Source organism: Escherichia sp. HH41S (genome assembly GCF_009820115.1).
In the GTDB taxonomy this organism is placed as follows: domain Bacteria; phylum Pseudomonadota; class Gammaproteobacteria; order Enterobacterales; family Enterobacteriaceae; genus Escherichia; species Escherichia coli_F.
The window spans coordinates 313,508-335,355 of sequence record NZ_VNXE01000061.1 but is presented as its reverse complement, the minus strand read 5'-3'; the positions used below and the strand labels follow the sequence as shown (position 1 = coordinate 335,355).

General features: G+C 52.3%; 17 protein-coding genes and 1 pseudogene. 11 read left to right on the top strand and 7 right to left on the bottom strand.

Translation table 11 applies throughout. The features are described from left to right. Positions 1-102: 102 nt before the first annotated feature. Both FQZ95_RS11310 and araC read right to left on the bottom strand, forming a co-directional pair. Entirely contained in the window at positions 103-867 is a 765-nt protein-coding gene (locus FQZ95_RS11310) for a DedA family protein (RefSeq protein WP_001561402.1), read from the bottom strand. Between the two features lie 85 nt (positions 868-952). Further along, positions 953-1,831 carry an arabinose operon transcriptional regulator AraC gene (gene araC / locus FQZ95_RS11305; protein ID WP_001561401.1) on the bottom strand — a complete coding sequence of 293 codons (879 nt, stop codon included), beginning with the start codon at positions 1,829-1,831 and terminating at the stop codon, positions 953-955. A gap of 338 nt (positions 1,832-2,169) precedes the next feature. Between araC and araB the strand changes: the two genes are divergently transcribed. The 3 genes from araB to araD all read left to right on the top strand — a co-directional run bounded on the left by araB (position 2,170) and on the right by araD (position 6,247). Next, entirely contained in the window at positions 2,170-3,870 is a 1,701-nt protein-coding gene (araB, locus tag FQZ95_RS11300) for a ribulokinase (protein WP_160530194.1), read from the top strand. Between the two features lie 10 nt (positions 3,871-3,880). Next, positions 3,881-5,383: an L-arabinose isomerase gene (gene araA, locus FQZ95_RS11295; protein ID WP_000151727.1), complete on the top strand. Its 1,503-nt coding sequence runs from the start codon at positions 3,881-3,883 to the stop codon at positions 5,381-5,383. Positions 5,384-5,551: 168 nt separating this feature from the next. After that, the gene (araD, locus tag FQZ95_RS11290; RefSeq protein WP_000888652.1) at positions 5,552-6,247 is read left to right on the top strand and encodes an L-ribulose-5-phosphate 4-epimerase; all 696 of its coding nucleotides are present in this window, start codon (positions 5,552-5,554) and stop codon (positions 6,245-6,247) included. Between the two features lie 46 nt (positions 6,248-6,293). Here araD and FQZ95_RS11285 read toward each other — a convergent pair whose 3' ends face one another. Genes FQZ95_RS11285 through FQZ95_RS11275 form a run of 3 tightly spaced genes read right to left on the bottom strand, consistent with a single transcriptional unit; the run spans position 6,294 to position 7,426 of the window. Next, positions 6,294-6,737, bottom strand: coding sequence for an SMI1 / KNR4 (locus FQZ95_RS11285; RefSeq protein WP_046082469.1), 444 nt, complete (start codon positions 6,735-6,737; stop codon positions 6,294-6,296). Next, positions 6,734-7,081 carry a hypothetical protein gene (locus tag FQZ95_RS11280; protein WP_223663084.1) on the bottom strand — a complete coding sequence of 116 codons (348 nt, stop codon included), beginning with the start codon at positions 7,079-7,081 and terminating at the stop codon, positions 6,734-6,736. Before FQZ95_RS11280 ends, FQZ95_RS11285 begins: the two co-directional genes overlap by 4 nt. 12 nt (positions 7,082-7,093) lie before the next feature. Then, on the bottom strand, positions 7,094-7,426 hold the full coding sequence (locus FQZ95_RS11275) for a hypothetical protein (protein WP_105288077.1): 333 nt from the start codon (positions 7,424-7,426) through the stop codon (positions 7,094-7,096). Between the two features lie 296 nt (positions 7,427-7,722). Here FQZ95_RS11275 and polB point away from each other — a divergent pair, with 296 nt between their 5' ends. The 4 genes and pseudogenes from polB to FQZ95_RS11255 form a co-directional block, all read left to right on the top strand. Then, positions 7,723-10,074, top strand: a complete 2,352-nt coding sequence (gene polB / locus FQZ95_RS11270; protein ID WP_160530193.1) for a DNA polymerase II — start codon at positions 7,723-7,725, stop codon at positions 10,072-10,074. 163 nt (positions 10,075-10,237) lie between these two features. After that, positions 10,238-13,144: an RNA polymerase-associated protein RapA gene (gene rapA / locus FQZ95_RS11265; RefSeq protein ID WP_001117011.1), complete on the top strand. Its 2,907-nt coding sequence runs from the start codon at positions 10,238-10,240 to the stop codon at positions 13,142-13,144. A gap of 11 nt (positions 13,145-13,155) precedes the next feature. Next, on the top strand, positions 13,156-13,815 hold the full coding sequence (gene rluA / locus FQZ95_RS11260) for a bifunctional tRNA pseudouridine(32) synthase/23S rRNA pseudouridine(746) synthase RluA (protein ID WP_000525176.1): 660 nt from the start codon (positions 13,156-13,158) through the stop codon (positions 13,813-13,815). 210 nt (positions 13,816-14,025) lie between these two features. Next, a pseudogene (locus FQZ95_RS11255) lies at positions 14,026-14,204 on the top strand (transposase DNA-binding-containing protein); the annotation flags it as partial. 16 nt (positions 14,205-14,220) lie between these two features. Here FQZ95_RS11255 and espY1 read toward each other — a convergent pair. Together espY1 and djlA are read right to left on the bottom strand one after the other, a co-directional pair. Continuing rightward, positions 14,221-14,982, bottom strand: coding sequence for a T3SS effector EspY1 (espY1, locus tag FQZ95_RS11250; protein WP_088541454.1), 762 nt, complete (start codon positions 14,980-14,982; stop codon positions 14,221-14,223). A 294-nt stretch (positions 14,983-15,276) separates the two neighbouring features. Next, positions 15,277-16,092 carry a co-chaperone DjlA gene (gene djlA, locus FQZ95_RS11245; RefSeq protein ID WP_054494784.1) on the bottom strand — a complete coding sequence of 272 codons (816 nt, stop codon included), beginning with the start codon at positions 16,090-16,092 and terminating at the stop codon, positions 15,277-15,279. A 254-nt stretch (positions 16,093-16,346) separates the two neighbouring features. Between djlA and lptD the strand changes: the two genes are divergently transcribed. From lptD to rsmA, 4 genes are read left to right on the top strand one after another with little or no spacing between them, the layout of a single operon-like run. Further along, complete coding sequence (lptD, locus tag FQZ95_RS11240; protein WP_000746156.1) at positions 16,347-18,701, top strand: LPS assembly protein LptD; 2,355 nt, start codon at positions 16,347-16,349, stop codon at positions 18,699-18,701. A gap of 52 nt (positions 18,702-18,753) precedes the next feature. Further along, positions 18,754-20,040, top strand: a complete 1,287-nt coding sequence (gene surA / locus FQZ95_RS11235) for a peptidylprolyl isomerase SurA (protein ID WP_000800457.1) — start codon at positions 18,754-18,756, stop codon at positions 20,038-20,040. Next, positions 20,040-21,029 (top strand): 4-hydroxythreonine-4-phosphate dehydrogenase PdxA, encoded by a 990-nt coding sequence (gene pdxA, locus FQZ95_RS11230; RefSeq protein ID WP_160530192.1) that lies wholly within the window; start codon positions 20,040-20,042, stop codon positions 21,027-21,029. The genes surA and pdxA overlap by 1 nt, the downstream gene beginning before the upstream one ends. Next, on the top strand, positions 21,026-21,847 hold the full coding sequence (rsmA, locus tag FQZ95_RS11225; RefSeq protein WP_001065375.1) for a 16S rRNA (adenine(1518)-N(6)/adenine(1519)-N(6))-dimethyltransferase RsmA: 822 nt from the start codon (positions 21,026-21,028) through the stop codon (positions 21,845-21,847). Before pdxA ends, rsmA begins: the two co-directional genes overlap by 4 nt. Position 21,848: the final 1 nt, after the last annotated feature.

The following is a 21,848-nucleotide window of genomic DNA, read 5'->3' as shown; positions in this document are numbered from 1 at the left end:
CGGATGCGGCGTGAACGCCTTATCCGACCTACGGACAGTGCGTTTTGTAGGCCTGATAAGACGCGGCAAGCGTCGCATCAGGCAACCCGCACAGACTATCCCCTAAACCCCAACCACTTTCCGCAAAATATCGATATATACCGGCATCAACGGGTGGCGAATTAACACTACCAGCGCCACTACACCGACGGCAGAAATTAACGGTGCCAGCCACAACAAACGACCGCGCGACAAATAATGACTTAAACGGTCAGTCGCTTTACCACTGCGCCATAACCGCCAGCACAGCCAGCCACCAACCCACAAAAACACCGCTGTTGCCAGCAGCAACCATTTAAACTCGCCACTCTGCATTCCGGCAGGAATATCGATCGCCGCGCCCGCCAGAATCCCCGGCAGGAAGTAAAACGGCGGCCATAACAGGCAGCCGATAATATTTGGCGTAATAAATTTCGCCACCGGGAGATCCAACATTCCCGCCACCATTGGCACCAGCGGACGCGTCGGGCCGACAAAACGACCGACCAGAATGGTAAACATGCTGTGTTGATGCAACGCATGTTCAGTTTTATCGAGTAATGCTTTGTTCTTCTTCAGAAACGACCAGCGATGCAACGGCTTTTTAAAACGCCAGCCCAGCCAGAAGGAGATCCAGTCGCCCAGCAGGCAACCGACGATCCCTGCCAGCCAGGCGTGCCAGAAACTTAACTCGCCGCTGCCAATCAGCGCTCCCAGCCCCGCCATCAGCACCGTACCGGGTAGAATCAAACCGACCAGCGCCAGCGACTCCAGAAAGGCCACCAACACCACCGCCATCAATGAATACACGGTGGATTGGGTAATAAAGTGTTCCAGCAATGCTTGCATAATGTGCCTGTCAAATGGACGAAGCAGGGATTCTGCAAACCCTATGCTACTCCGTCAAGCCGTCAATTGTCTGATTCGTTACCAATTATGACAACTTGGCGGCTACATCATTCACTTTTTCTTCACAACCGGCACGGAACTCACTTGGGCTGGCCCCGGTGCATTTTTTAAATACCCGCGAGAAATAAAGTTGATCGTCAAAGCCAACATTGCGACCGACGGTAGCGATAGGCATCCGGGTGGTGCTCAAAAGCAGCTTCGCCTGACTAATGCGTTGGTCCTCGCGCCAGCTTAAGACACTAATCCCTAACTGTTGGCGGAACAGATGTGACAGACGCGACGGCGACAGGCAGACATGCTGCGCGACGCTGGCAATATCAAAATTGCTGTCTGCCAGGTGATCGCTAATGTACTGACAAGCCTCGCGTACCCGATTATCCATCGGTGGATGGAGCGACTCGTTAATTGCTTCCATGCGCCGAAGTAACAATTGCTCAAGCAGATTTATCGCCAGCAGCTCCGAATAGCGCCCTTCCCCTTGCCCGGCGTTAATGATTTGCCCAAACAGGTCGCTGAAATGCGGCTGGTGCGCTTCATCCGGGCGAAAGAAACCGGTATTGGCAAATATCGACGGCCAGTTAAGCCATTCATGCCAGTAGGCGCGCGGACGAAAGTAAACCCACTGGTGATACCATTCGCGAGCCTCCGGATGACGACCGTAGTGATGAATCTCTCCTGGCGGGAACAGCAAAATATCACCCGGTCGGCAGACAAATTCTCGTCCCTGATTTTTCACCACCCCCTGGCCGCGTATGGTGAGATTGAGAATATAACCCTTCATTCCCAGTGGTCGGTCGATAAAAAAATCGAGATATCCGTTGGCCTCAATCGGCGTTAAACCCGCCACCAGATGGGCGTTAAACGAGTATCCCGGCAGCAGGGGATCATTTTGCGCTTCAGCCATACTTTTCATACTCCCGCCATTCAGAGAAGAAACCAATTGTCCATATTGCATTAGACATTGCCGTCACTGCGTCTTTTACTGGCTCTTCTCGCTAATCCAACCGGTAACCCCGCTTATTAAAAGCATTCTGTAACAAAGCGGGACCAAAGCCATGACAAAAACGCGTAACAAAAGTGTCTATAATCACGGCAGAAAAGTCCACATTGATTATTTGCACGGCGTCACACTTTGCTATGCCATAGCATTTTTATCCATAAGATTAGCGGATCCTACCTGACGCTTTTTTTCGCAACTCTCTACTGTTTCTCCATACCCGTTTTTTTGGATGGAGTGAAACGATGGCGATTGCAATTGGCCTCGATTTTGGCAGTGATTCTGTGCGAGCTTTGGCGGTGGACTGCGCCACCGGTGAAGAGATCGCCACCAGCGTAGAGTGGTATCCCCGTTGGCAGAAAGGGCAATTTTGTGATGCCCCAAATAACCAGTTCCGTCATCATCCGCGTGACTACATTGAGTCAATAGAAGCGGCGCTGAAAACCGTGCTTGCAGAGCTTAGCGCCGAGCAGCGCGCAACCGTGGTCGGGATTGGCGTAGACACAACCGGCTCAACGCCCGCACCGATTGATGCCGACGGTAATGTACTGGCGCTGCGCCCGGAGTTTGCCGAAAACCCGAACGCGATGTTCGTATTGTGGAAAGACCACACCGCGGTTGAAGAAGCGGAAGAGATCACCCGTTTGTGTCACGCGCCGGGCAAAGTTGACTACTCCCGCTATATTGGCGGTATTTATTCCAGTGAATGGTTCTGGGCAAAAATCCTGCATGTGACTCGCCAGGACAGCGCCGTGGCGCAATCTGCCGCATCGTGGATTGAACTTTGCGACTGGGTGCCCGCCCTGCTCAGTGGCACCACGCGCCCGCAGGATATTCGCCGCGGACGTTGCAGCGCCGGGCATAAGTCGCTATGGCACGAAAGCTGGGGCGGCCTGCCGCCAGCCAGTTTCTTTGACGAACTGGACCCGATCCTCAATCGCCATTTGCCTTCCCCGCTGTTCACTGACACCTGGACTGCCGATATTCCGGTGGGCACTTTATGTCCGGAATGGGCGCAGCGTCTCGGCCTGCCTGAAAGCGTGGTGATTTCCGGCGGCGCGTTTGACTGCCATATGGGCGCAGTCGGCGCAGGCGCACAGCCTAACGCTCTGGTAAAAGTTATCGGTACTTCCACCTGCGACATTCTGATTGCCGACAAACAGAGCGTTGGCGAGCGGGCAGTTAAAGGCATTTGCGGTCAGGTTGATGGCAGCGTGGTGCCTGGATTTATCGGTCTGGAAGCAGGTCAGTCGGCGTTTGGTGATATCTACGCCTGGTTCGGTCGCGTACTCGGCTGGCCGCTGGAACAGCTTGCCGCCCAGCATCCGGAACTGAAAGAGCAAATCAACGCCAGCCAGAAACAACTGCTTCCGGCGCTGACCGAAGCATGGGCCAAAAATCCGTCTCTGGATCACCTGCCGGTGGTGCTCGACTGGTTTAACGGCCGCCGCACACCGAACGCTAACCAACGCCTGAAAGGGGTGATTACCGATCTGAACCTCGCTACCGACGCTCCGCTGCTGTTCGGCGGTTTGATTGCTGCCACCGCCTTTGGCGCACGTGCAATTATGGAGTGCTTTACCGATCAGGGGATCGCCGTTAATAACGTGATGGCGCTGGGCGGCATCGCGCGGAAAAACCAGGTCATTATGCAGGCCTGCTGCGACGTGCTGAATCGCCCGCTGCAAATTGTTGCCTCTGACCAGTGCTGTGCGCTCGGTGCGGCGATTTTCGCTGCCGTCGCCGCGAAAGTGCACGCAGATATCCCATCAGCACAGCAAAAAATGGCCAGTGCGGTAGAGAAAACCCTGCAACCGCGCAGCGAACAGGCACAACGCTTTGAACAGCTTTATCGCCGCTATCAGCAATGGGCGATGAGCGCCGAACAACACTATCTTCCAACTTCCGCCCCGGCACAGGCTGCCCAGGCCATTCCGACTCTATAAGGACACGACAATGACGATTTTTGATAATTATGAAGTGTGGTTTGTAATTGGCAGCCAGCACCTGTATGGCCCGGAAACCCTGCGTCAGGTCACTCAACATGCCGAGCACGTCGTTAATGCGCTGAATACGGAAGCGAAACTGCCCTGCAAACTGGTGCTGAAACCGCTGGGCACCACGCCGGATGAAATCACCGCTATTTGCCGTGACGCGAATTACGACGATCGTTGCGCTGGTCTGGTGGTGTGGCTGCACACCTTTTCCCCGGCCAAAATGTGGATCAACGGCCTGACCATGCTCAACAAACCGTTGCTGCAATTCCACACCCAGTTCAACGCGGCGCTGCCGTGGGATAGCATCGATATGGACTTTATGAACCTGAACCAGACTGCACATGGCGGTCGCGAGTTCGGCTTCATTGGCGCGCGTATGCGTCAGCAACATGCTGTCGTTACCGGTCACTGGCAGGATAAACAAGCACATGAGCGTATCGGCTCCTGGATGCGTCAGGCGGTATCTAAACAGGATACCCGTCATCTGAAAGTCTGCCGTTTTGGCGATAACATGCGTGAAGTGGCGGTCACCGATGGCGATAAAGTTGCCGCACAGATCAAGTTCGGTTTCTCCGTCAATACCTGGGCGGTTGGCGATCTGGTGCAGGTAGTGAACTCCATCAGCGATGGCGATGTTAACGCGCTGGTCGATGAGTACGAAAGCTGCTACACCATGACGCCTGCGACACAAATCCACGGCGAAAAACGACAGAACGTGCTGGAAGCGGCGCGTATTGAGCTGGGGATGAAGCGTTTCCTGGAACAAGGTGGCTTCCACGCGTTCACCACCACCTTTGAAGATTTGCACGGTCTGAAGCAGCTTCCTGGTCTGGCCGTACAGCGTCTGATGCAGCAGGGCTACGGCTTTGCGGGCGAAGGCGACTGGAAAACTGCCGCCCTGCTTCGCATCATGAAGGTGATGTCAACCGGTCTGCAGGGCGGCACCTCTTTTATGGAGGACTATACCTACCACTTCGAGAAAGGTAATGACCTGGTGCTCGGCTCCCACATGCTGGAAGTCTGCCCGTCGATCGCCGCAGAAGAGAAACCGATCCTCGACGTTCAGCACCTCGGTATTGGTGGTAAAGACGACCCGGCCCGCCTAATCTTCAACACCCAAACCGGTCCGGCCATTGTCGCCAGCCTGATTGATCTCGGCGATCGTTACCGTCTGCTGGTTAACTGCATCGACACGGTGAAAACGCCGCACACCCTGCCGAAACTGCCGGTGGCGAATGCGCTGTGGAAAGCGCAGCCGGATCTACCAACCGCTTCCGAAGCGTGGATCCTTGCTGGTGGCGCGCACCACACCGTCTTCAGCCATGCGTTGAACCTCAACGATATGCGCCAGTTTGCCGAGATGCATGACATTGAAATCACGGTGATTGATAACGACACCCGCCTGCCAGCGTTTAAAGACGCGCTGCGCTGGAACGAAGTGTATTACGGATTTCGTCGCTAAGTAGCCGCATCAGGTATGTAACGCCTGATGCGACGCTGACGCGTCTTATCTGGCCTACACGTTCCGATTTTGTAGGCCGGATAAGCAAAGCGCATCCGGCATTCTTTTCCCCCTCGCCCCTTTGGGGAGAGGGCCGGGGTGAGGGGAAACGACCTCTCAGGAGTCAACATGTTAGAAGATCTCAAACGTCAGGTTTTAGAAGCCAACCTGGCGCTGCCAAAACACAACCTGGTCACGCTGACCTGGGGCAACGTCAGCGCCGTTGATCGCGAGCGCGGCGTCTTTGTAATCAAACCTTCCGGCGTCGATTACAACGTCATGACCGCTGACGATATGGTCGTGGTCAGCATCGAAACCGGTGAAGTGGTTGAAGGTACGAAAAAGCCCTCCTCCGACACGCCAACTCACCGGCTGCTCTATCAGGCATTCCCGTCCATTGGCGGCATTGTGCATACGCACTCCCGCCACGCCACCATCTGGGCGCAGGCGGGCCAGTCAATTCCGGCAACCGGCACCACCCACGCCGACTATTTCTACGGCACCATTCCCTGCACTCGCAAAATGACCGACGCAGAAATCAACGGCGAATATGAGTGGGAAACCGGTAACGTCATCGTTGAAACTTTCGAAAAACAGGGTATCGACGCAGCGCAAATGCCTGGCGTTCTGGTCCATTCTCACGGCCCGTTTGCATGGGGTAAAAACGCTGAAGACGCAGTGCATAACGCCATCGTGCTGGAAGAAGTCGCTTATATGGGGATTTTCTGCCGCCAGCTTGCTCCGCAGTTACCGGATATGCAGCAAACATTGCTGGATAAACACTATCTGCGTAAGCATGGTGCGAAGGCATATTACGGGCAGTGATTTAAGAGAAGCATCTGGGTAACAGGTGCTTCTTTTTTATTATCACTCAGGCAGCAAGAAAAATTTCTGCCCCTATTCCCTCAATTAACAGTGCTTCTAATGAAGGGGCAATATACACCGCATCATCAAGATCTAAATTACCAAAACCGACGAGATATAAACCAAACCCCTCTTTTCCTTCGGCATAAAAAATCACTTTTCCGCCTTCATCATCGCCAATCGCCAGAGCGTGTGGAATATAATCCTGAATATGGTATGCGGCATTCATCTCACTACAGCCTGCGGCTCCCCAAATTCTGATATAAGACGTTGAATCCATCACTTTTAATTCAACGTCTGCCATCAGAGTAATAAAGGTTAAATACTCATCAGGAATTGCAATGTGAAAATAATTTTTTATAAGTTGACCGAGTCCACTATAATCTAATACGGGTTCCCATGACGCCAGCGTGAATTTTTCATGCAATTTAACAATAGGAAACTTACTCATTTCATCATCCTTTTCTTATACTTCTGGGGTAAAATATCCGTTATAACGCCTTCACCTATAAATCCGGCTTCCCACAGCAGAAACTCACTGCCACAGCTGATCCACGGCATTACAAGTTCAGGATTTAAAAACGCCATCTCAAGATTGTGTACCATTTCGCCAGGGTGAATCGTTTTTCCATAGCCGTCGATGTAAATCCGGCAGCCATAACCATATGAAGATAACTCATTAATCCCTTTAAAAAAGACAGGACAGCCGTAAAAACGGTTAGATGATAACAAAGGGCCACGATGCGATTTTTGCGTTGAAGAGTATAGTGTAATGGTAATCCGAACCTTTCTCATCTTCCCTCCGAATTAATTACGCTCTTCAATCAAATATGTCGTTTTATTAGTCCAGGCGATTATTTTATAGGGTCTGTTAATAATACCTTTCTGCGTATAATCAGCCATAATTTCTGATGGATACCAACCATAACCAAAGCAAAATAAAGCACCTACATTAATAAGCTCACTAATTACACTTAGTTTCTCATTTTCATTACTGGTATTTTTGCTAAATCGATCATTGTCGGCAGAAAAACCCAACCGTTGCATTTTTTCAACGTTATCATATCCGGTCACTACCGTTTCAATGAAATTATCACTTATGCTAACCACTATAATACAATCGCTCGGCAGTGTGTTCATTTCCCCTTGATCCTTCTAAAGTCATTTTTTCACCACAACAATGAATTCAATAGATATAATGAATATATGCAGCCATTTATATATAATTAGCATTACACCCTAATGCCTTAATATAACCCAAACAGAAATCGTCCGATAATCAGAAAATGTAATCATTGAATAAAGCAGGAACCTTTTTATCGCATGAGAAACCGAAGATGGTTGATGCCGTTTCGTCAAACATTACTGTACAAAATATCAGTGTTCAGTAAAAAACCAGGCTATAATCAAGCCTGGTTTTTTGATGGATTTTCAGCGTGGCGCAGGCAGGTTTTATCTTAACCCGACACTGGCGGGACACCCCGCAAGGGACAGAGGTCTCCTTCTGGCTGGCGACGGACAACGGGCCGTTGCAGGTTACGCTTGCACCGCAAGAGTCCGTGGCGTTTATTCCCGCCGATCAGGTTCCCCGCGCCCAGCATATTTTGCAGGGTGAACAAGGCTTTCGCCTGACGCCGCTGGCGTTAAAGGATTTTCATCGCCAGCCGGTGTATGGCCTTTACTGTCGCGCCCATCGCCAGTTAATGAATTACGAAAAGCGCCTGCGTGAAGGTGGCGTTACCGTCTACGAGGCCGATGTGCGCCCGCCAGAACGCTATCTGATGGAGCGGTTTATCACCTCACCGGTGTGGGTCGAGGGTGATATGCGCAATGGCGCTATCGTTAATGCCCGTCTGAAACCGCATCCCGACTACCGCCCGCCGCTCAAGTGGGTTTCTATTGATATTGAAACCACCCGCCACGGTGAACTGTACTGCATCGGTCTGGAAGGCTGCGGGCAGCGCATCGTTTATATGCTGGGGCCGGAGAATGGCGATGCCTCCGCGCTTGATTTCGAACTGGAGTACGTCGCCAGTCGTCCGCATCTGCTGGAAAAACTCAACGCCTGGTTTGCTAACCACGATCCCGATGTGATCATCGGCTGGAACGTGGTGCAATTCGATCTGCGAATGCTGCAAAAACATGCCGAGCGCTACCGTATTCCACTGCGTCTGGGGCGCGATAACAGTGAGCTGGAGTGGCGCGAGCACGGCTTTAAAAACGGCGTCTTTTTTGCCCAGGCCAAAGGTCGGCTAATTATCGACGGTATTGAGGCGCTGAAATCTGCATTCTGGAATTTCTCTTCATTCTCGCTGGAAACCGTCGCTCAGGAGTTATTAGGCGAAGGAAAATCTATCGATAACCCGTGGGATCGAATGGACGAAATTGACCGCCGTTTCGCCGAAGATAAGCCTGCGCTGGCAACTTATAACCTGAAAGATTGCGAGCTGGTGACGCAGATCTTCCACAAAACTGAAATCATGCCGTTTTTGCTCGAACGGGCGACGGTGAACGGCCTGCCGGTGGATCGACACGGCGGTTCGGTGGCAGCGTTTGGTCATCTCTATTTTCCCCGAATGCACCGCGCTGGTTATGTTGCACCTAATCTCGGCGAAGTGCCGCCGCACGCCAGCCCTGGCGGCTATGTGATGGATTCGCGGCCTGGTCTGTATGATTCGGTACTGGTGCTGGACTACAAAAGCCTGTACCCCTCGATCATCCGCACCTATCTGATTGATCCCGTCGGGCTGGTGGAAGGCATGGCGCAGCCTGATCCAGAGCACAGCACCGAAGGATTTCTCGATGCCTGGTTCTCGCGGGAGAAACATTGCCTGCCGGAGATTGTGACTAACATCTGGCACGGGCGCGATGAAGCCAAACGCCAGGGCAATAAGCCACTGTCGCAGGCGCTGAAGATCATCATGAATGCCTTTTATGGCGTGCTTGGCACCACCGCCTGCCGCTTCTTCGATCCGCGCCTGGCGTCGTCGATCACCATGCGTGGTCATCAGATCATGCGGCAAACCAAAGCGTTGATTGAAGCGCAGGGCTACGACGTGATCTACGGCGATACCGACTCAACGTTTGTCTGGCTGAAAGGCGCACATTCGGAAGAAGAAGCTGCGAAAATCGGTCGTGCACTGGTGCAGCACGTTAACGCCTGGTGGGCAGAAACGTTGCAACAGCAACGGCTGACTAGCGCACTGGAATTGGAGTATGAAACCCATTTCTGCCGTTTTCTGATGCCAACCATTCGCGGAGCCGATACCGGCAGTAAAAAACGTTATGCCGGGCTGATTCAGGAGGGCGATAAGCAGCGGATGGTGTTTAAAGGGCTGGAAACCGTGCGCACCGACTGGACACCGCTGGCCCAGCAGTTTCAGCAGGAGCTATATCTACGTATCTTCCGCAACGAGCCATATCAGGAATACGTTCGCGAAACCATCGACAAACTGATGGCGGGTGAACTGGATGCGCGGCTGGTTTACCGTAAACGCCTTCGCCGTCCGCTGAGCGAATATCAGCGTAATGTTCCGCCTCATGTACGCGCCGCTCGCCTTGCCGATGAAGAAAACCAAAAGCGCGGTCGCCCCTTGCAATATCAGAACCGCGGCACCATTAAGTACGTATGGACCACCAACGGCCCGGAGCCGCTGGACTATCAACGTTCACCACTGGATTACGAACACTATCTGACCCGCCAGCTGCAACCGGTGGCGGAGGGAATACTCCCTTTTATTGAGGATAATTTTGCTACACTTATGACCGGGCAACTTGGGCTATTTTGAGCAAAAAAAGAGTTCGCCAGATACCATTTTGATGCGTGACGAATGCTTTGCCATCCAGTACCATAGCGCCCTTTCCATTCCTGGACCTGAATAACACCACTACCTCATAAGCACGGTAGCGGGTGGTTATTGCCTGCAATTAAAGATATAGAGCCGAACACATATGCCTTTTACACTTGGTCAACGCTGGATCAGCGATACAGAAAGCGAATTGGGACTTGGAACCGTTGTCGCGGTGGATGCGCGAACTGTCACTTTACTTTTCCCATCTACTGGTGAAAACCGTCTGTACGCACGCAGTGATTCCCCCGTGACCCGCGTGATGTTCAACCCTGGTGATACTATTACCAGCCACGACGGCTGGCAGATGCAAGTCGAAGAAGTAAAAGAAGAAAATGGCTTGCTGACCTATATCGGTACTCGCCTGGATACTGAAGAGTCCGGCGTAGCCCTGCGTGAAGTTTTCCTTGATAGCAAACTGGTGTTCAGCAAACCGCAGGACCGTCTGTTTGCCGGGCAGATTGACCGTATGGACCGCTTTGCTCTGCGTTATCGCGCACGTAAATATTCCAGCGAACAGTTCCGTATGCCGTACAGCGGCCTGCGCGGTCAGCGTACCAGTCTGATCCCGCATCAGCTCAACATCGCTCATGATGTTGGTCGCCGCCATGCGCCGCGCGTCCTGCTGGCTGACGAAGTGGGTTTAGGGAAAACCATTGAAGCCGGGATGATCCTGCATCAGCAGTTGCTCTCTGGCGCTGCTGAACGTGTACTGATTATCGTCCCGGAAACCTTACAGCATCAGTGGCTGGTAGAAATGCTGCGCCGTTTCAACCTGCGTTTTGCCCTGTTTGATGATGAGCGTTACGCCGAAGCCCAGCACGACGCTTACAACCCGTTCGACACCGAACAGCTGGTGATTTGTTCGCTGGATTTTGCCCGTCGTAGCAAACAGCGTCTGGAACATCTCTGTGAAGCCGAATGGGACCTGCTGGTGGTCGATGAAGCGCATCACCTGGTGTGGAGCGAAGATGCGCCGAGCCGTGAATATCAGGCCATTGAACAACTGGCAGAGCATGTGCCCGGCGTTCTGCTGCTGACTGCGACCCCGGAACAACTGGGGATGGAAAGCCACTTCGCCCGTCTGCGTCTGCTGGACCCGAACCGTTTCCACGATTTCGCGCAATTCGTTGAAGAGCAGAAAAATTATCGTCCGGTAGCAGATGCCGTTGCCATGCTGCTGGCAGGTAACAAACTGAGCAATGATGAACTGAACATGCTCGGTGAGATGATCGGCGAGCAGGATATTGAGCCGTTACTGCAGGCGGCAAACAGCGACAGCGAAGATGCCCAGAGCGCCCGTCAGGAACTGGTTTCCATGCTGATGGATCGCCACGGCACCAGCCGCGTGCTGTTCCGTAACACGCGTAACGGTGTGAAAGGCTTCCCGAAACGCGAGCTGCACACTATTAAGCTGCCGCTGCCGACGCAGTATCAGACGGCGATTAAAGTCTCCGGCATTATGGGCGCACGTAAAAGTGCGGAAGACCGCGCTCGCGATATGCTCTACCCGGAGCGTATTTATCAGGAATTTGAAGGCGATAACGCCACCTGGTGGAACTTCGATCCGCGCGTTGAGTGGCTGATGGGCTACCTGACCAGCCATCGCTCTCAGAAAGTGCTGGTGATCTGCGCCAAAGCTGCCACTGCGCTGCAACTGGAGCAGGTACTGCGCGAACGTGAAGGTATTCGCGCCGCGGTATTCCACGAAGGCATGTCGATTATTGAGCGTGACCGCGCTGCGGCATGGTTTGCCGAAGAAGACACCGGCGCACAGGTACTGCTGTGTTCGGAAATTGGTTCTGAAGGACGTAACTTCCAGTTCGCCAGCCACATGGTGATGTTTGACCTGCCATTCAACCCGGATCTGCTGGAGCAGCGTATTGGTCGTCTGGATCGTATCGGCCAGGCGCACGATATTCAGATCCATGTGCCTTATCTGGAAAAAACCGCTCAGTCGGTACTGGTGCGCTGGTATCACGAAGGTCTGGATGCATTCGAGCACACCTGCCCGACCGGACGCACTATCTACGATAGCGTGTATAACGATCTGATTAACTACCTGGCCTCACCGGATCAAACCGAAGGCTTTGACGATCTGATCAAAAACTGCCGCGAGCAGCACGAGGCGTTGAAGGCACAGCTGGAACAGGGTCGTGACCGCCTGCTGGAGATCCATTCCAACGGTGGCGAAAAAGCCCAGGCATTAGCTGAAAGCATTGAAGAGCAGGATGACGATACCAACCTGATCGCCTTCGCCATGAACCTGTTCGATATTATCGGTATCAATCAGGACGATCGCGGCGACAACATGATCGTGCTGACGCCGTCCGATCATATGCTGGTGCCGGACTTCCCGGGCCTGTCGGAAGATGGCATCACCATCACCTTCGACCGTGAGGTAGCGCTGGCGCGTGAAGATGCGCAGTTTATTACCTGGGAGCATCCGCTGATCCGCAACGGTCTGGATCTGATCCTCTCTGGCGATACCGGTAGCAGCACGATTTCACTGTTGAAAAACAAAGCGTTGCCGGTAGGTACGCTGTTGGTGGAATTGATTTATGTCGTTGAAGCCCAGGCTCCGAAGCAGTTGCAGCTCAACCGCTTCCTGCCGCCGACGCCGGTACGTATGCTGCTGGATAAAAATGGCAACAACCTGGCGGCGCAGGTGGAGTTTGAAACCTTTAACCGTCAGCTTAACGCGGTTAACCGCCACACTGGCAGCAAGCTGGTTAATGCCGTGCAGCAGGATGTTCACGCTATCCTTCAGCTGGGTGAAGCGCAGATCGAGAAATCTGCCCGTGCATTGATTGATGCAGCGCGTAACGAAGCCGACGAAAAACTGTCTGCCGAGCTGTCTCGGCTGGAAGCTCTGCGCGCAGTGAACCCGAACATTCGTGACGACGAACTGACTGCTATTGAGAGCAACCGTCAGCAGGTAATGGAAAGCCTGGATCAGGCAGGCTGGCGTCTGGATGCCCTGCGTTTGATCGTTGTGACGCATCAGTAACGGAGCCGAAAATGGGGATGGAAAACTACAATCCGCCGCAGGAACCCTGGCTGGTTATCCTGTATCAGGATGACCACATTATGGTGGTCAACAAGCCGAGCGGCTTGTTATCGGTGCCGGGGCGTCTGGAAGAGCACAAAGACAGCGTGATGACACGCATTCAGCGTGATTATCCGCAGGCGGAATCGGTGCATCGTCTGGATATGGCTACCAGCGGCGTGATTGTAGTGGCGCTGACTAAAGCCGCGGAGCGGGAATTAAAACGCCAGTTCCGCGAGCGCGAGCCGAAAAAGCAGTATGTGGCCCGCGTCTGGGGGCACCCATCCCCAGCGGAAGGTCTGGTCGATCTGCCGCTGATTTGCGACTGGCCAAACCGCCCGAAACAGAAAGTCTGTTACGAAACGGGTAAACCTGCGCAGACGGAATATGAAGTGGTGGAGTATGCTGCGGATAACACAGCAAGAGTGGTGTTAAAACCGATTACCGGGCGTTCGCATCAATTGCGTGTGCATATGCTGGCGCTGGGTCATCCGATTCTCGGCGATCGTTTTTATGCATCACCAGAAGCGAGAGCAATGGCACCGCGTTTGTTACTACATGCAGAGATGCTGACGATTACCCATCCGGCGTATGGCAATAGTATGACGTTTAAAGCGCCAGCGGATTTTTAACCTTTCCTGTATGTTTATACCCTCATCCTAAGGGCTGCCTCTTGTACATAAATCCCCGAGTCCGGGGATTTTTTTTTCTGCCAAACTGCTTTCAGTTGTTGCGTGTGGCTACGCTTTCCATTCGGTAATTCCCTTCCTGCTCCACAGCGAATTTTTGAACTTTTTTTCACCCGTTGATCGTCTCTAATATTTCATTTTATCGGGTTTGTTATGGTCCTTTCTGATTGTTATTCATGGGCTAATTAGCCGTCTGGTTGGCGATGCCCATCTCGGTGATCCGCGTCGTGCACGACGCCTTGCATCACCAGCCTCTTCTCTAGCTCATCATGCAGGTCTTTCTAATTGTGAAATCATCCCACGCTACTGCTAAGGTTGAAGGGGCGTTCCAGCCCCTTCAACCTTAGCTTATTCTGGATCATTCAATAATTGCGTTGGCAATAATTTTTCAGCAGTACTTTGTTTAGTAGCAACTCCTTCAGTAACAATTTTTTTGGGGGTGATTTTATTAATAATAATTACCTCAGCATATAGGCGGGTAGCACCGTCCACGGTAGCACCGTCCAGGATAGCACCGTCCAGGGTAGCACCGTCCAGGTTAGCATTCCACCCAGGTTTCATGTAAAGGTTTTCATTGCTATATTTCATTATTTTTTTACCAAAGTAACAATCCCTCATGTCAACGCCGGGAAGGTAAGCCTCTCTAAGATCAACGCCCAAGTTACCTGGGCCTTTATGCAGCTGCAACGTCTGAGTACATATCTCCTTATTTTCAATAAAAAAAGTGACACTTAACTCGATATCACCGAAGGTCTCGGCGACCCAGCGCATATTGCCCTTTGCGACCATCTCATCCGGATTTTTTACGCATGTTTTGAGTTCATTGAATAATTCCAGACTATGGATAAACTTTTCTTTCTCATTCTCGTTGACAGCCCCAGTAAAGTATTTTGAGGCGTTGATGTTGCCAGCCTTTTTATTCACGAAATTGAACAGAAGTTTATAAGCCTCAGTCTGTTTATCTGACCAGAACAGATGACGTAACGTCTCCCACAAGCGTTGAAAGATATTCATCTTCACGTCCATCTTGTCCCCGCTCACCATCTTATAAATATCGTTATTGTTCATATTTAAAAGTGTTGCCGGCATGCCTGGAACTGATACTTTCATGGTAATAGCCTCGCATTGAGTTAAAAACTCATGATGCGCGCTCTGAATAAATATACTTTCAAAAATCGCTCATTCAGATATGTGTTTTTTATTTTTAAGACGTAAAAATATAATTCCGCTCGTCGTAAAGCTCTCAACCTTAAGCAGGGTCAACGCGATAAAACCAACAGACCCCCTCCCGTAAACCGTGCATTGAGCCTGTCCACCATTCTGAGTAAACGCCTTTTCTCAAAGAAGTGACCGCCAGGGCGGCCACCTTTAATCGTGGGCAGTTACTCAGCATCATTTACAGGGTTATTTAAACCCCTTCTGCTGCTTTATCAGCTCATAGGCCTGCTGAATTTCCTGCGCTTTTTGCTTCGCCATCTCCATCATCTCAGGCGGCAAACCTTTCGCCACCAACTTATCGGGATGGTGTTCACTCATCAGCTTACGGTAGGCACGTTTGATGGTGGTCGCATCATCCGTCGGCTTCACGCCCAGCACATTACAGGCATCTTCCAGCGTCGGGCCACGCTGCGCTTGCTGCCAGTTATCACCGCCAGATTGCTGCTGATAACCGCCGCCAAACTGTGCACCGCCCTGCATCATGCGCAAAAACTGGTCAAACTGGGCGCGGGAGATGCCTAACTCTTCGGCAATGACATACAGCACCGCCCGTTCATTCGGGTGCAGTGAACCATCAGCAAACGCCGCCTGAATCTGGATCTCCAGAAACATACGAATTAAGTCAAAACGACCAAAGCAGACACTGCGAAACTGGCGCATCTTTTCGCGCAGCGGGTAATTGTCTGATTTTCCCACCCGGAACGCGTTTTGCGCCGCAGTACGGGAAGCGCCATGAAGGTTCATTCGGTCCATCAACTGGCTGGCGATATGAATATCAGCCTCCGTGACGCGACCTTTGGATTTGGTTAAATGCCCCATCACTTCAAAAGTGGTGGCAAAAAACAGCGCCTGACGCTCACGCTGGTTGGCGAACCACGCCATTTTACGGCTACGGGCTTTATCAAACATATGGCCAATTAACAGGCCTAACACTACGCCCCAAAAGCCGCCGCCCATCAGTAAGGCCACGGCCACGCCAATGATTTTTCCCCAATACTGCATATATTCCCCAAATCGACACACGGATATCAGGGCTATCTCCCACAATATAAAGGTGCTTTTACCGTTTTCCGGCTGCGGTCAATTGTGGGACATCGCCTATAATTTGCATTATCATACCTGTCATTCAATGCCGTGCCTAACACCACTGACGCTATTCGGACAGGATTAACACTAGCGTAGAGATGACGAGTACGTTAGTCTCTGACCGTTTGTCACGCGCAACGTTACCGATGATGGAACAATAAAATCAACGTATGAAAAAACGTATCCCCACTCTCCTGGCCACCATGATTGCCACCGCCCTTTATAGTCAACAGGGACTGGCAGCCGACCTCGCCTCACAGTGCATGTTGGGCGTGCCAAGCTATGATCGTCCTCTGGTACAGGGCGATACCAATGACTTACCCGTGACTATCAATGCTGACCACGCGAAAGGGGACTACCCGGATGACGCCGTGTTTACTGGCAGCGTGGATATCATGCAGGGTAACAGCCGTCTGCAGGCCGACGAAGTGCAGCTCCATCAAAAAGAGGCACCAGGACAACCGGAGCCAGTACGTACCGTTGATGCGCTCGGTAATGTCCATTACGACGATAACCAGGTCATCCTCAAAGGGCCGAAAGGCTGGGCGAACCTGAACACCAAAGATACCAACGTCTGGGAAGGTGATTACCAGATGGTGGGTCGCCAGGGTCGCGGTAAAGCGGACCTGATGAAACAACGTGGCGAAAACCGCTATACCATTCTGGATAACGGAAGCTTTACCTCCTGTCTGCCGGGTTCTGACACCTGGAGCGTGGTAGGTAGCGAAATTATTCATGACCGCGAAGAACAAGTTGCGGAGATCTGGAACGCCCGCTTTAAGGTGGGTCCGGTACCGATCTTTTATAGCCCCTATTTGCAGTTGCCGGTGGGTGACAAACGTCGCTCTGGTTTCTTGATCCCGAACGCCAAGTACACCACCACCAACTACTTTGAGTTCTACCTTCCATATTACTGGAACATCGCGCCAAATATGGATGCCACCATCACGCCGCATTATATGCATCGTCGTGGCAACATCATGTGGGAGAACGAATTCCGCTACCTCTCCCAGGCGGGCGCAGGTTTGATGGAACTGGACTATCTGCCTTCCGATAAAGTCTATGAAGATGAACACCCGAACGATGATAGTTCACGTCGTTGGTTGTTCTACTGGCAACACTCCGGGGTTATGGATCAGGTGTGGCGTTTCAACGTCGACTACACCAAGGTGAGCGATCCTAGCTACTTCAATGATTTTGATAACAAGTACGGTTCCAGTACTGACGGCTACGCAACGCAAAAATTCAGCGTTGGCTATGCGGTGCAAAACTTCAATGCCACCGTTTCAACCAAGCAGTTCCAGGTCTTCAGCGAGCAGAACACCAGTAGCTACTCGGCAGAGCCGCAGTTAGACGTTAACTACTACCAGAATGATGTTGGTCCGTTTGATACACGCATTTACGGCCAGGCTGTGCACTTTGTTAACACCAGAGACGACATGCCTGAAGCAACCCGTGTTCACCTGGAACCGACCATCAATTTGCCGCTCTCTAATAACTGGGGCAGCATCAATACCGAAGCGAAGTTGCTGGCAACCCATTATCAGCAAACTAATCTTGACTGGTATAACTCCAGAAACACAACCAAGCTGGACGAATCCGTTAACCGTGTGATGCCACAATTCAAAGTTGACGGCAAAATGGTCTTTGAACGCGATATGGAAATGCTGGCACCGGGTTATACCCAAACGCTGGAACCGCGCGCGCAGTATTTGTACGTGCCGTATCGCGATCAGAGCGACATCTATAACTACGACTCGTCTCTGCTGCAATCTGACTACTCAGGCCTGTTCCGGGACCGGACTTATGGCGGTCTTGACCGTATTGCCTCCGCTAACCAGGTGACGACCGGTGTCACATCTCGCATATATGATGATGCTGCCGTTGAACGTTTTAATATTTCCGTTGGTCAAATCTACTATTTCACGGAGTCTCGCACTGGCGATGACAACATAACATGGGAGAATGACGACAAAACGGGCTCACTGGTATGGGCAGGCGATACCTACTGGCGTATCTCCGAGCGCTGGGGGTTGCGTGGCGGGATTCAGTACGACACGCGCCTGGATAACGTAGCCACCAGTAACTCCAGCATTGAATACCGTCGGGATGAAGACCGTCTGGTGCAGTTGAACTACCGTTACGCCAGCCCGGAATATATTCAGGCTACGCTGCCTAAGTACTATTCCACGGCAGAGCAGTATAAGAATGGTATTTCGCAGGTAGGTGCCGTCGCCAGCTGGCCAATTGCCGATCGTTGGTCAATTGTCGGGGCCTACTACTACGACACCAATGCGAACAAGCAAGCCGACTCTATGTTAGGTGTGCAATATAGCTCCTGCTGCTATGCGATTCGCGTCGGTTACGAGCGGAAGCTGAACGGTTGGGATAACGATAAACAACATGCGGTATATGACAACGCAATCGGCTTTAACATCGAACTTCGCGGCCTGAGCTCCAACTACGGTCTGGGTACGCAAGAGATGCTGCGTTCGAACATTCTGCCGTATCAAAACACTTTGTGATTTGTTGATTTACCACGTAATCCGCAGTGCGGTTAATTGAAATGGAAAAAGTATGAAGAACTGGAAAACGCTGCTTCTCGGTATCGCCATGATCGCGAATACCAGTTTCGCTGCCCCCCAGGTAGTCGATAAAGTCGCAGCCGTCGTCAATAACGGCGTCGTGCTGGAAAGCGACGTTGATGGATTAATGCAGTCGGTAAAACTGAACGCTGCCCAGGCAAGGCAGCAACTTCCTGATGATGCTACGCTGCGCCACCAAATCATGGAGCGTTTGATCATGGATCAAATCATCCTGCAGATGGGGCAGAAAATGGGAGTGAAAATCTCCGATGAGCAGCTCGATCAGGCGATTGCTAACATCGCGAAGCAAAACAACATGACGCTGGATCAGATGCGCAGCCGTCTGGCTTACGATGGGCTGAACTACAACACCTATCGTAACCAGATCCGCAAAGAGATGATTATCTCTGAAGTGCGTAACAACGAAGTGCGTCGTCGCATCACCATCCTGCCGCAGGAAGTCGAATCTCTGGCGCAGCAGGTGGGTAACCAAAACGATGCCAGCACTGAGCTGAACCTGAGCCACATCCTGATTCCGCTGCCAGAAAACCCGACCTCTGATCAGGTGAACGAAGCGGAAAGCCAGGCGCGCGCTATTGTCGATCAGGCGCGTAACGGCGCTGATTTCGGTAAACTGGCGATTGCTCACTCTGCCGACCAGCAGGCGCTGAACGGCGGCCAGATGGGCTGGGGTCGCATTCAGGAGCTGCCGGGGATCTTCGCCCAGGCATTAAGCACCGCGAAGAAAGGCGACATTGTTGGCCCGATTCGTTCCGGCGTTGGCTTCCATATTCTGAAAGTTAACGACCTGCGCGGTGAAAGCAAAAACATCTCGGTGACCGAAGTTCATGCTCGCCATATTCTGCTGAAACCATCTCCGATCATGACCGACGAACAGGCCCGCGTGAAACTGGAGCAAATTGCAGCTGATATCAAGAGTGGTAAAACGACTTTTGCCGCTGCAGCGAAAGAGTTTTCTCAGGATCCAGGCTCTGCTAACCAGGGCGGCGATCTCGGCTGGGCTACACCAGATATTTTCGATCCAGCCTTCCGTGATGCGCTGACCCGCCTGAACAAAGGTCAAATGAGTGCACCGGTTCACTCTTCATTCGGCTGGCATTTAATCGAACTGCTGGATACCCGTAATGTCGATAAAACCGACGCTGCGCAGAAAGATCGTGCGTACCGCATGCTGATGAACCGTAAGTTCTCGGAAGAAGCAGCAAGCTGGATGCAGGAACAACGTGCCAGCGCCTACGTTAAAATCCTGAGCAACTAATGGTTAAAACCCAACGTGTTGTGATCACTCCCGGCGAACCCGCCGGGATTGGCCCGGACTTAGTTGTCCAGCTTGCACAGCGTGAGTGGCCGGTCGAACTGGTTGTTTGTGCCGATGCCACTCTTCTTACCGACCGGGCAGCGATGCTCGGTTTGCCGCTCACCCTCCGCCCTTATACCCCCAACTCCCCTGCACAACCGCAAACTGCGGGCACATTAACGCTACTTCCTGTCGCGCTACGTGAATCTGTCACTGCGGGGCAGTTAGCGGTTGAAAATGGGCATTATGTGGTGGAGACGCTGGCGCGAGCGTGTGATGGCTGTCTGAACGGTGAATTTGCTGCGCTGATCACAGGCCCCGTGCATAAAGGCGTTATTAACGACGCTGGCATTCCATTTACCGGTCATACCGAGTTTTTCGAAGAGCGCTCGCAGGCAAAAAAAGTGGTGATGATGCTGGCAACCGAAGAACTTCGCGTGGCGCTGGCAACGACGCATTTACCGCTGCGCGATATTGCGGACGCCATCACCCCTGCGCTTTTGCACGAAGTCATTGCTATTTTGCATCACGATTTGCGGACCAAATTTGGTATTGCCGAACCGCGCATTCTGGTCTGCGGGCTGAATCCGCACGCGGGCGAAGGCGGTCATATGGGGACGGAAGAGATAGACACCATTATTCCGGTGCTCGACGAGCTGCGGGCGCAGGGGATGAAACTCAACGGGCCACTACCTGCCGATACCCTGTTTCAGCCGAAATATCTCGATAACGCCGACGCCGTGCTGGCGATGTACCACGATCAGGGTCTTCCCGTGCTAAAATACCAGGGCTTCGGGCGCGGTGTGAACATTACGCTGGGCCTGCCCTTTATTCGCACATCAGTGGACCACGGCACCGCACTTGAACTGGCGGGACGTGGCAAAGCAGATGTCGGCAGTTTTATTACGGCGCTTAATCTCGCCATCAAAATGATTGTTAACACCCAATGAATAATCGAGTCCACCAGGGCCACTTAGCCCGTAAACGCTTCGGGCAAAACTTTCTCAACGATCAGTTCGTGATCGACAGCATTGTTTCTGCCATTAACCCGCAGAAGGGCCAGGCGATGGTCGAAATCGGCCCCGGTCTGGCGGCATTGACCGAACCGGTCGGCGAACGACTGGACCAGCTGACGGTCATCGAACTTGACCGCGATCTGGCGGCACGTCTGCAAACGCATCCATTCTTAGGCCCGAAACTGACTATTTATCAGCAGGATGCGATGACCTTTAACTTTGGCGAACTGGCCGAGAAAATGGGCCAGCCGCTGCGTGTTTTCGGCAACCTGCCTTATAACATCTCCACGCCGTTGATGTTCCATCTGTTTAGCTATACTGATGCCATTGCCGACATGCACTTTATGTTGCAAAAAGAGGTGGTGAATCGTCTGGTTGCAGGACCGAACAGCAAGGCGTATGGTCGATTAAGCGTCATGGCGCAATACTATTGCAACGTGATCCCGGTGCTGGAAGTTCCGCCGTCAGCCTTTACACCACCACCCAAAGTGGATTCCGCCGTCGTGCGCCTGGTTCCTCATGCAACGATGCCTCACCCGGTCAAAGATGTTCGCGTGTTGAGCCGCATCACCACCGAAGCCTTTAACCAGCGTCGTAAAACCATTCGTAACAGCCTCGGCAACCTGTTTAGCATCGAGGTGTTAACCGGAATGGGGATCGACCCGGCGATGCGAGCGGAAAATATCTCTGTCGCGCAATATTGCCAGATGGCGAACTATCTGGCGGAGAACGCGCCTTTGCAGGAGAGTTAAC

Excerpts from the sequence above, each read along its gene's own strand:
- FQZ95_RS11275 (WP_105288077.1), bottom strand. The coding sequence starts at position 7,426 with ATGAACACACTGCCGAGCGATTGTATTATAGTGGTTAGCATAAGTGAT.
- FQZ95_RS11280 (WP_223663084.1), bottom strand. The coding sequence starts at position 7,081 with ATGAGAAAGGTTCGGATTACCATTACACTATACTCTTCAACGCAAAAA.
- surA (WP_000800457.1), top strand. The coding sequence starts at position 18,754 with ATGAAGAACTGGAAAACGCTGCTTCTCGGTATCGCCATGATCGCGAAT.
- araC (WP_001561401.1), bottom strand. The coding sequence starts at position 1,831 with ATGGCTGAAGCGCAAAATGATCCCCTGCTGCCGGGATACTCGTTTAAC.
- pdxA (WP_160530192.1), top strand. The coding sequence starts at position 20,040 with ATGGTTAAAACCCAACGTGTTGTGATCACTCCCGGCGAACCCGCCGGG.
- FQZ95_RS11285 (WP_046082469.1), bottom strand. The coding sequence starts at position 6,737 with ATGAGTAAGTTTCCTATTGTTAAATTGCATGAAAAATTCACGCTGGCG.
- djlA (WP_054494784.1), bottom strand. The coding sequence starts at position 16,092 with ATGCAGTATTGGGGAAAAATCATTGGCGTGGCCGTGGCCTTACTGATG.
- rluA (WP_000525176.1), top strand. The coding sequence starts at position 13,156 with ATGGGGATGGAAAACTACAATCCGCCGCAGGAACCCTGGCTGGTTATC.
- FQZ95_RS11310 (WP_001561402.1), bottom strand. The coding sequence starts at position 867 with ATGCAAGCATTGCTGGAACACTTTATTACCCAATCCACCGTGTATTCA.
- rsmA (WP_001065375.1), top strand. The coding sequence starts at position 21,026 with ATGAATAATCGAGTCCACCAGGGCCACTTAGCCCGTAAACGCTTCGGG.
- araB (WP_160530194.1), top strand. The coding sequence starts at position 2,170 with ATGGCGATTGCAATTGGCCTCGATTTTGGCAGTGATTCTGTGCGAGCT.
- lptD (WP_000746156.1), top strand. The coding sequence starts at position 16,347 with ATGAAAAAACGTATCCCCACTCTCCTGGCCACCATGATTGCCACCGCC.
- espY1 (WP_088541454.1), bottom strand. The coding sequence starts at position 14,982 with ATGAAAGTATCAGTTCCAGGCATGCCGGCAACACTTTTAAATATGAAC.
- rapA (WP_001117011.1), top strand. The coding sequence starts at position 10,238 with ATGCCTTTTACACTTGGTCAACGCTGGATCAGCGATACAGAAAGCGAA.
- araD (WP_000888652.1), top strand. The coding sequence starts at position 5,552 with ATGTTAGAAGATCTCAAACGTCAGGTTTTAGAAGCCAACCTGGCGCTG.
- araA (WP_000151727.1), top strand. The coding sequence starts at position 3,881 with ATGACGATTTTTGATAATTATGAAGTGTGGTTTGTAATTGGCAGCCAG.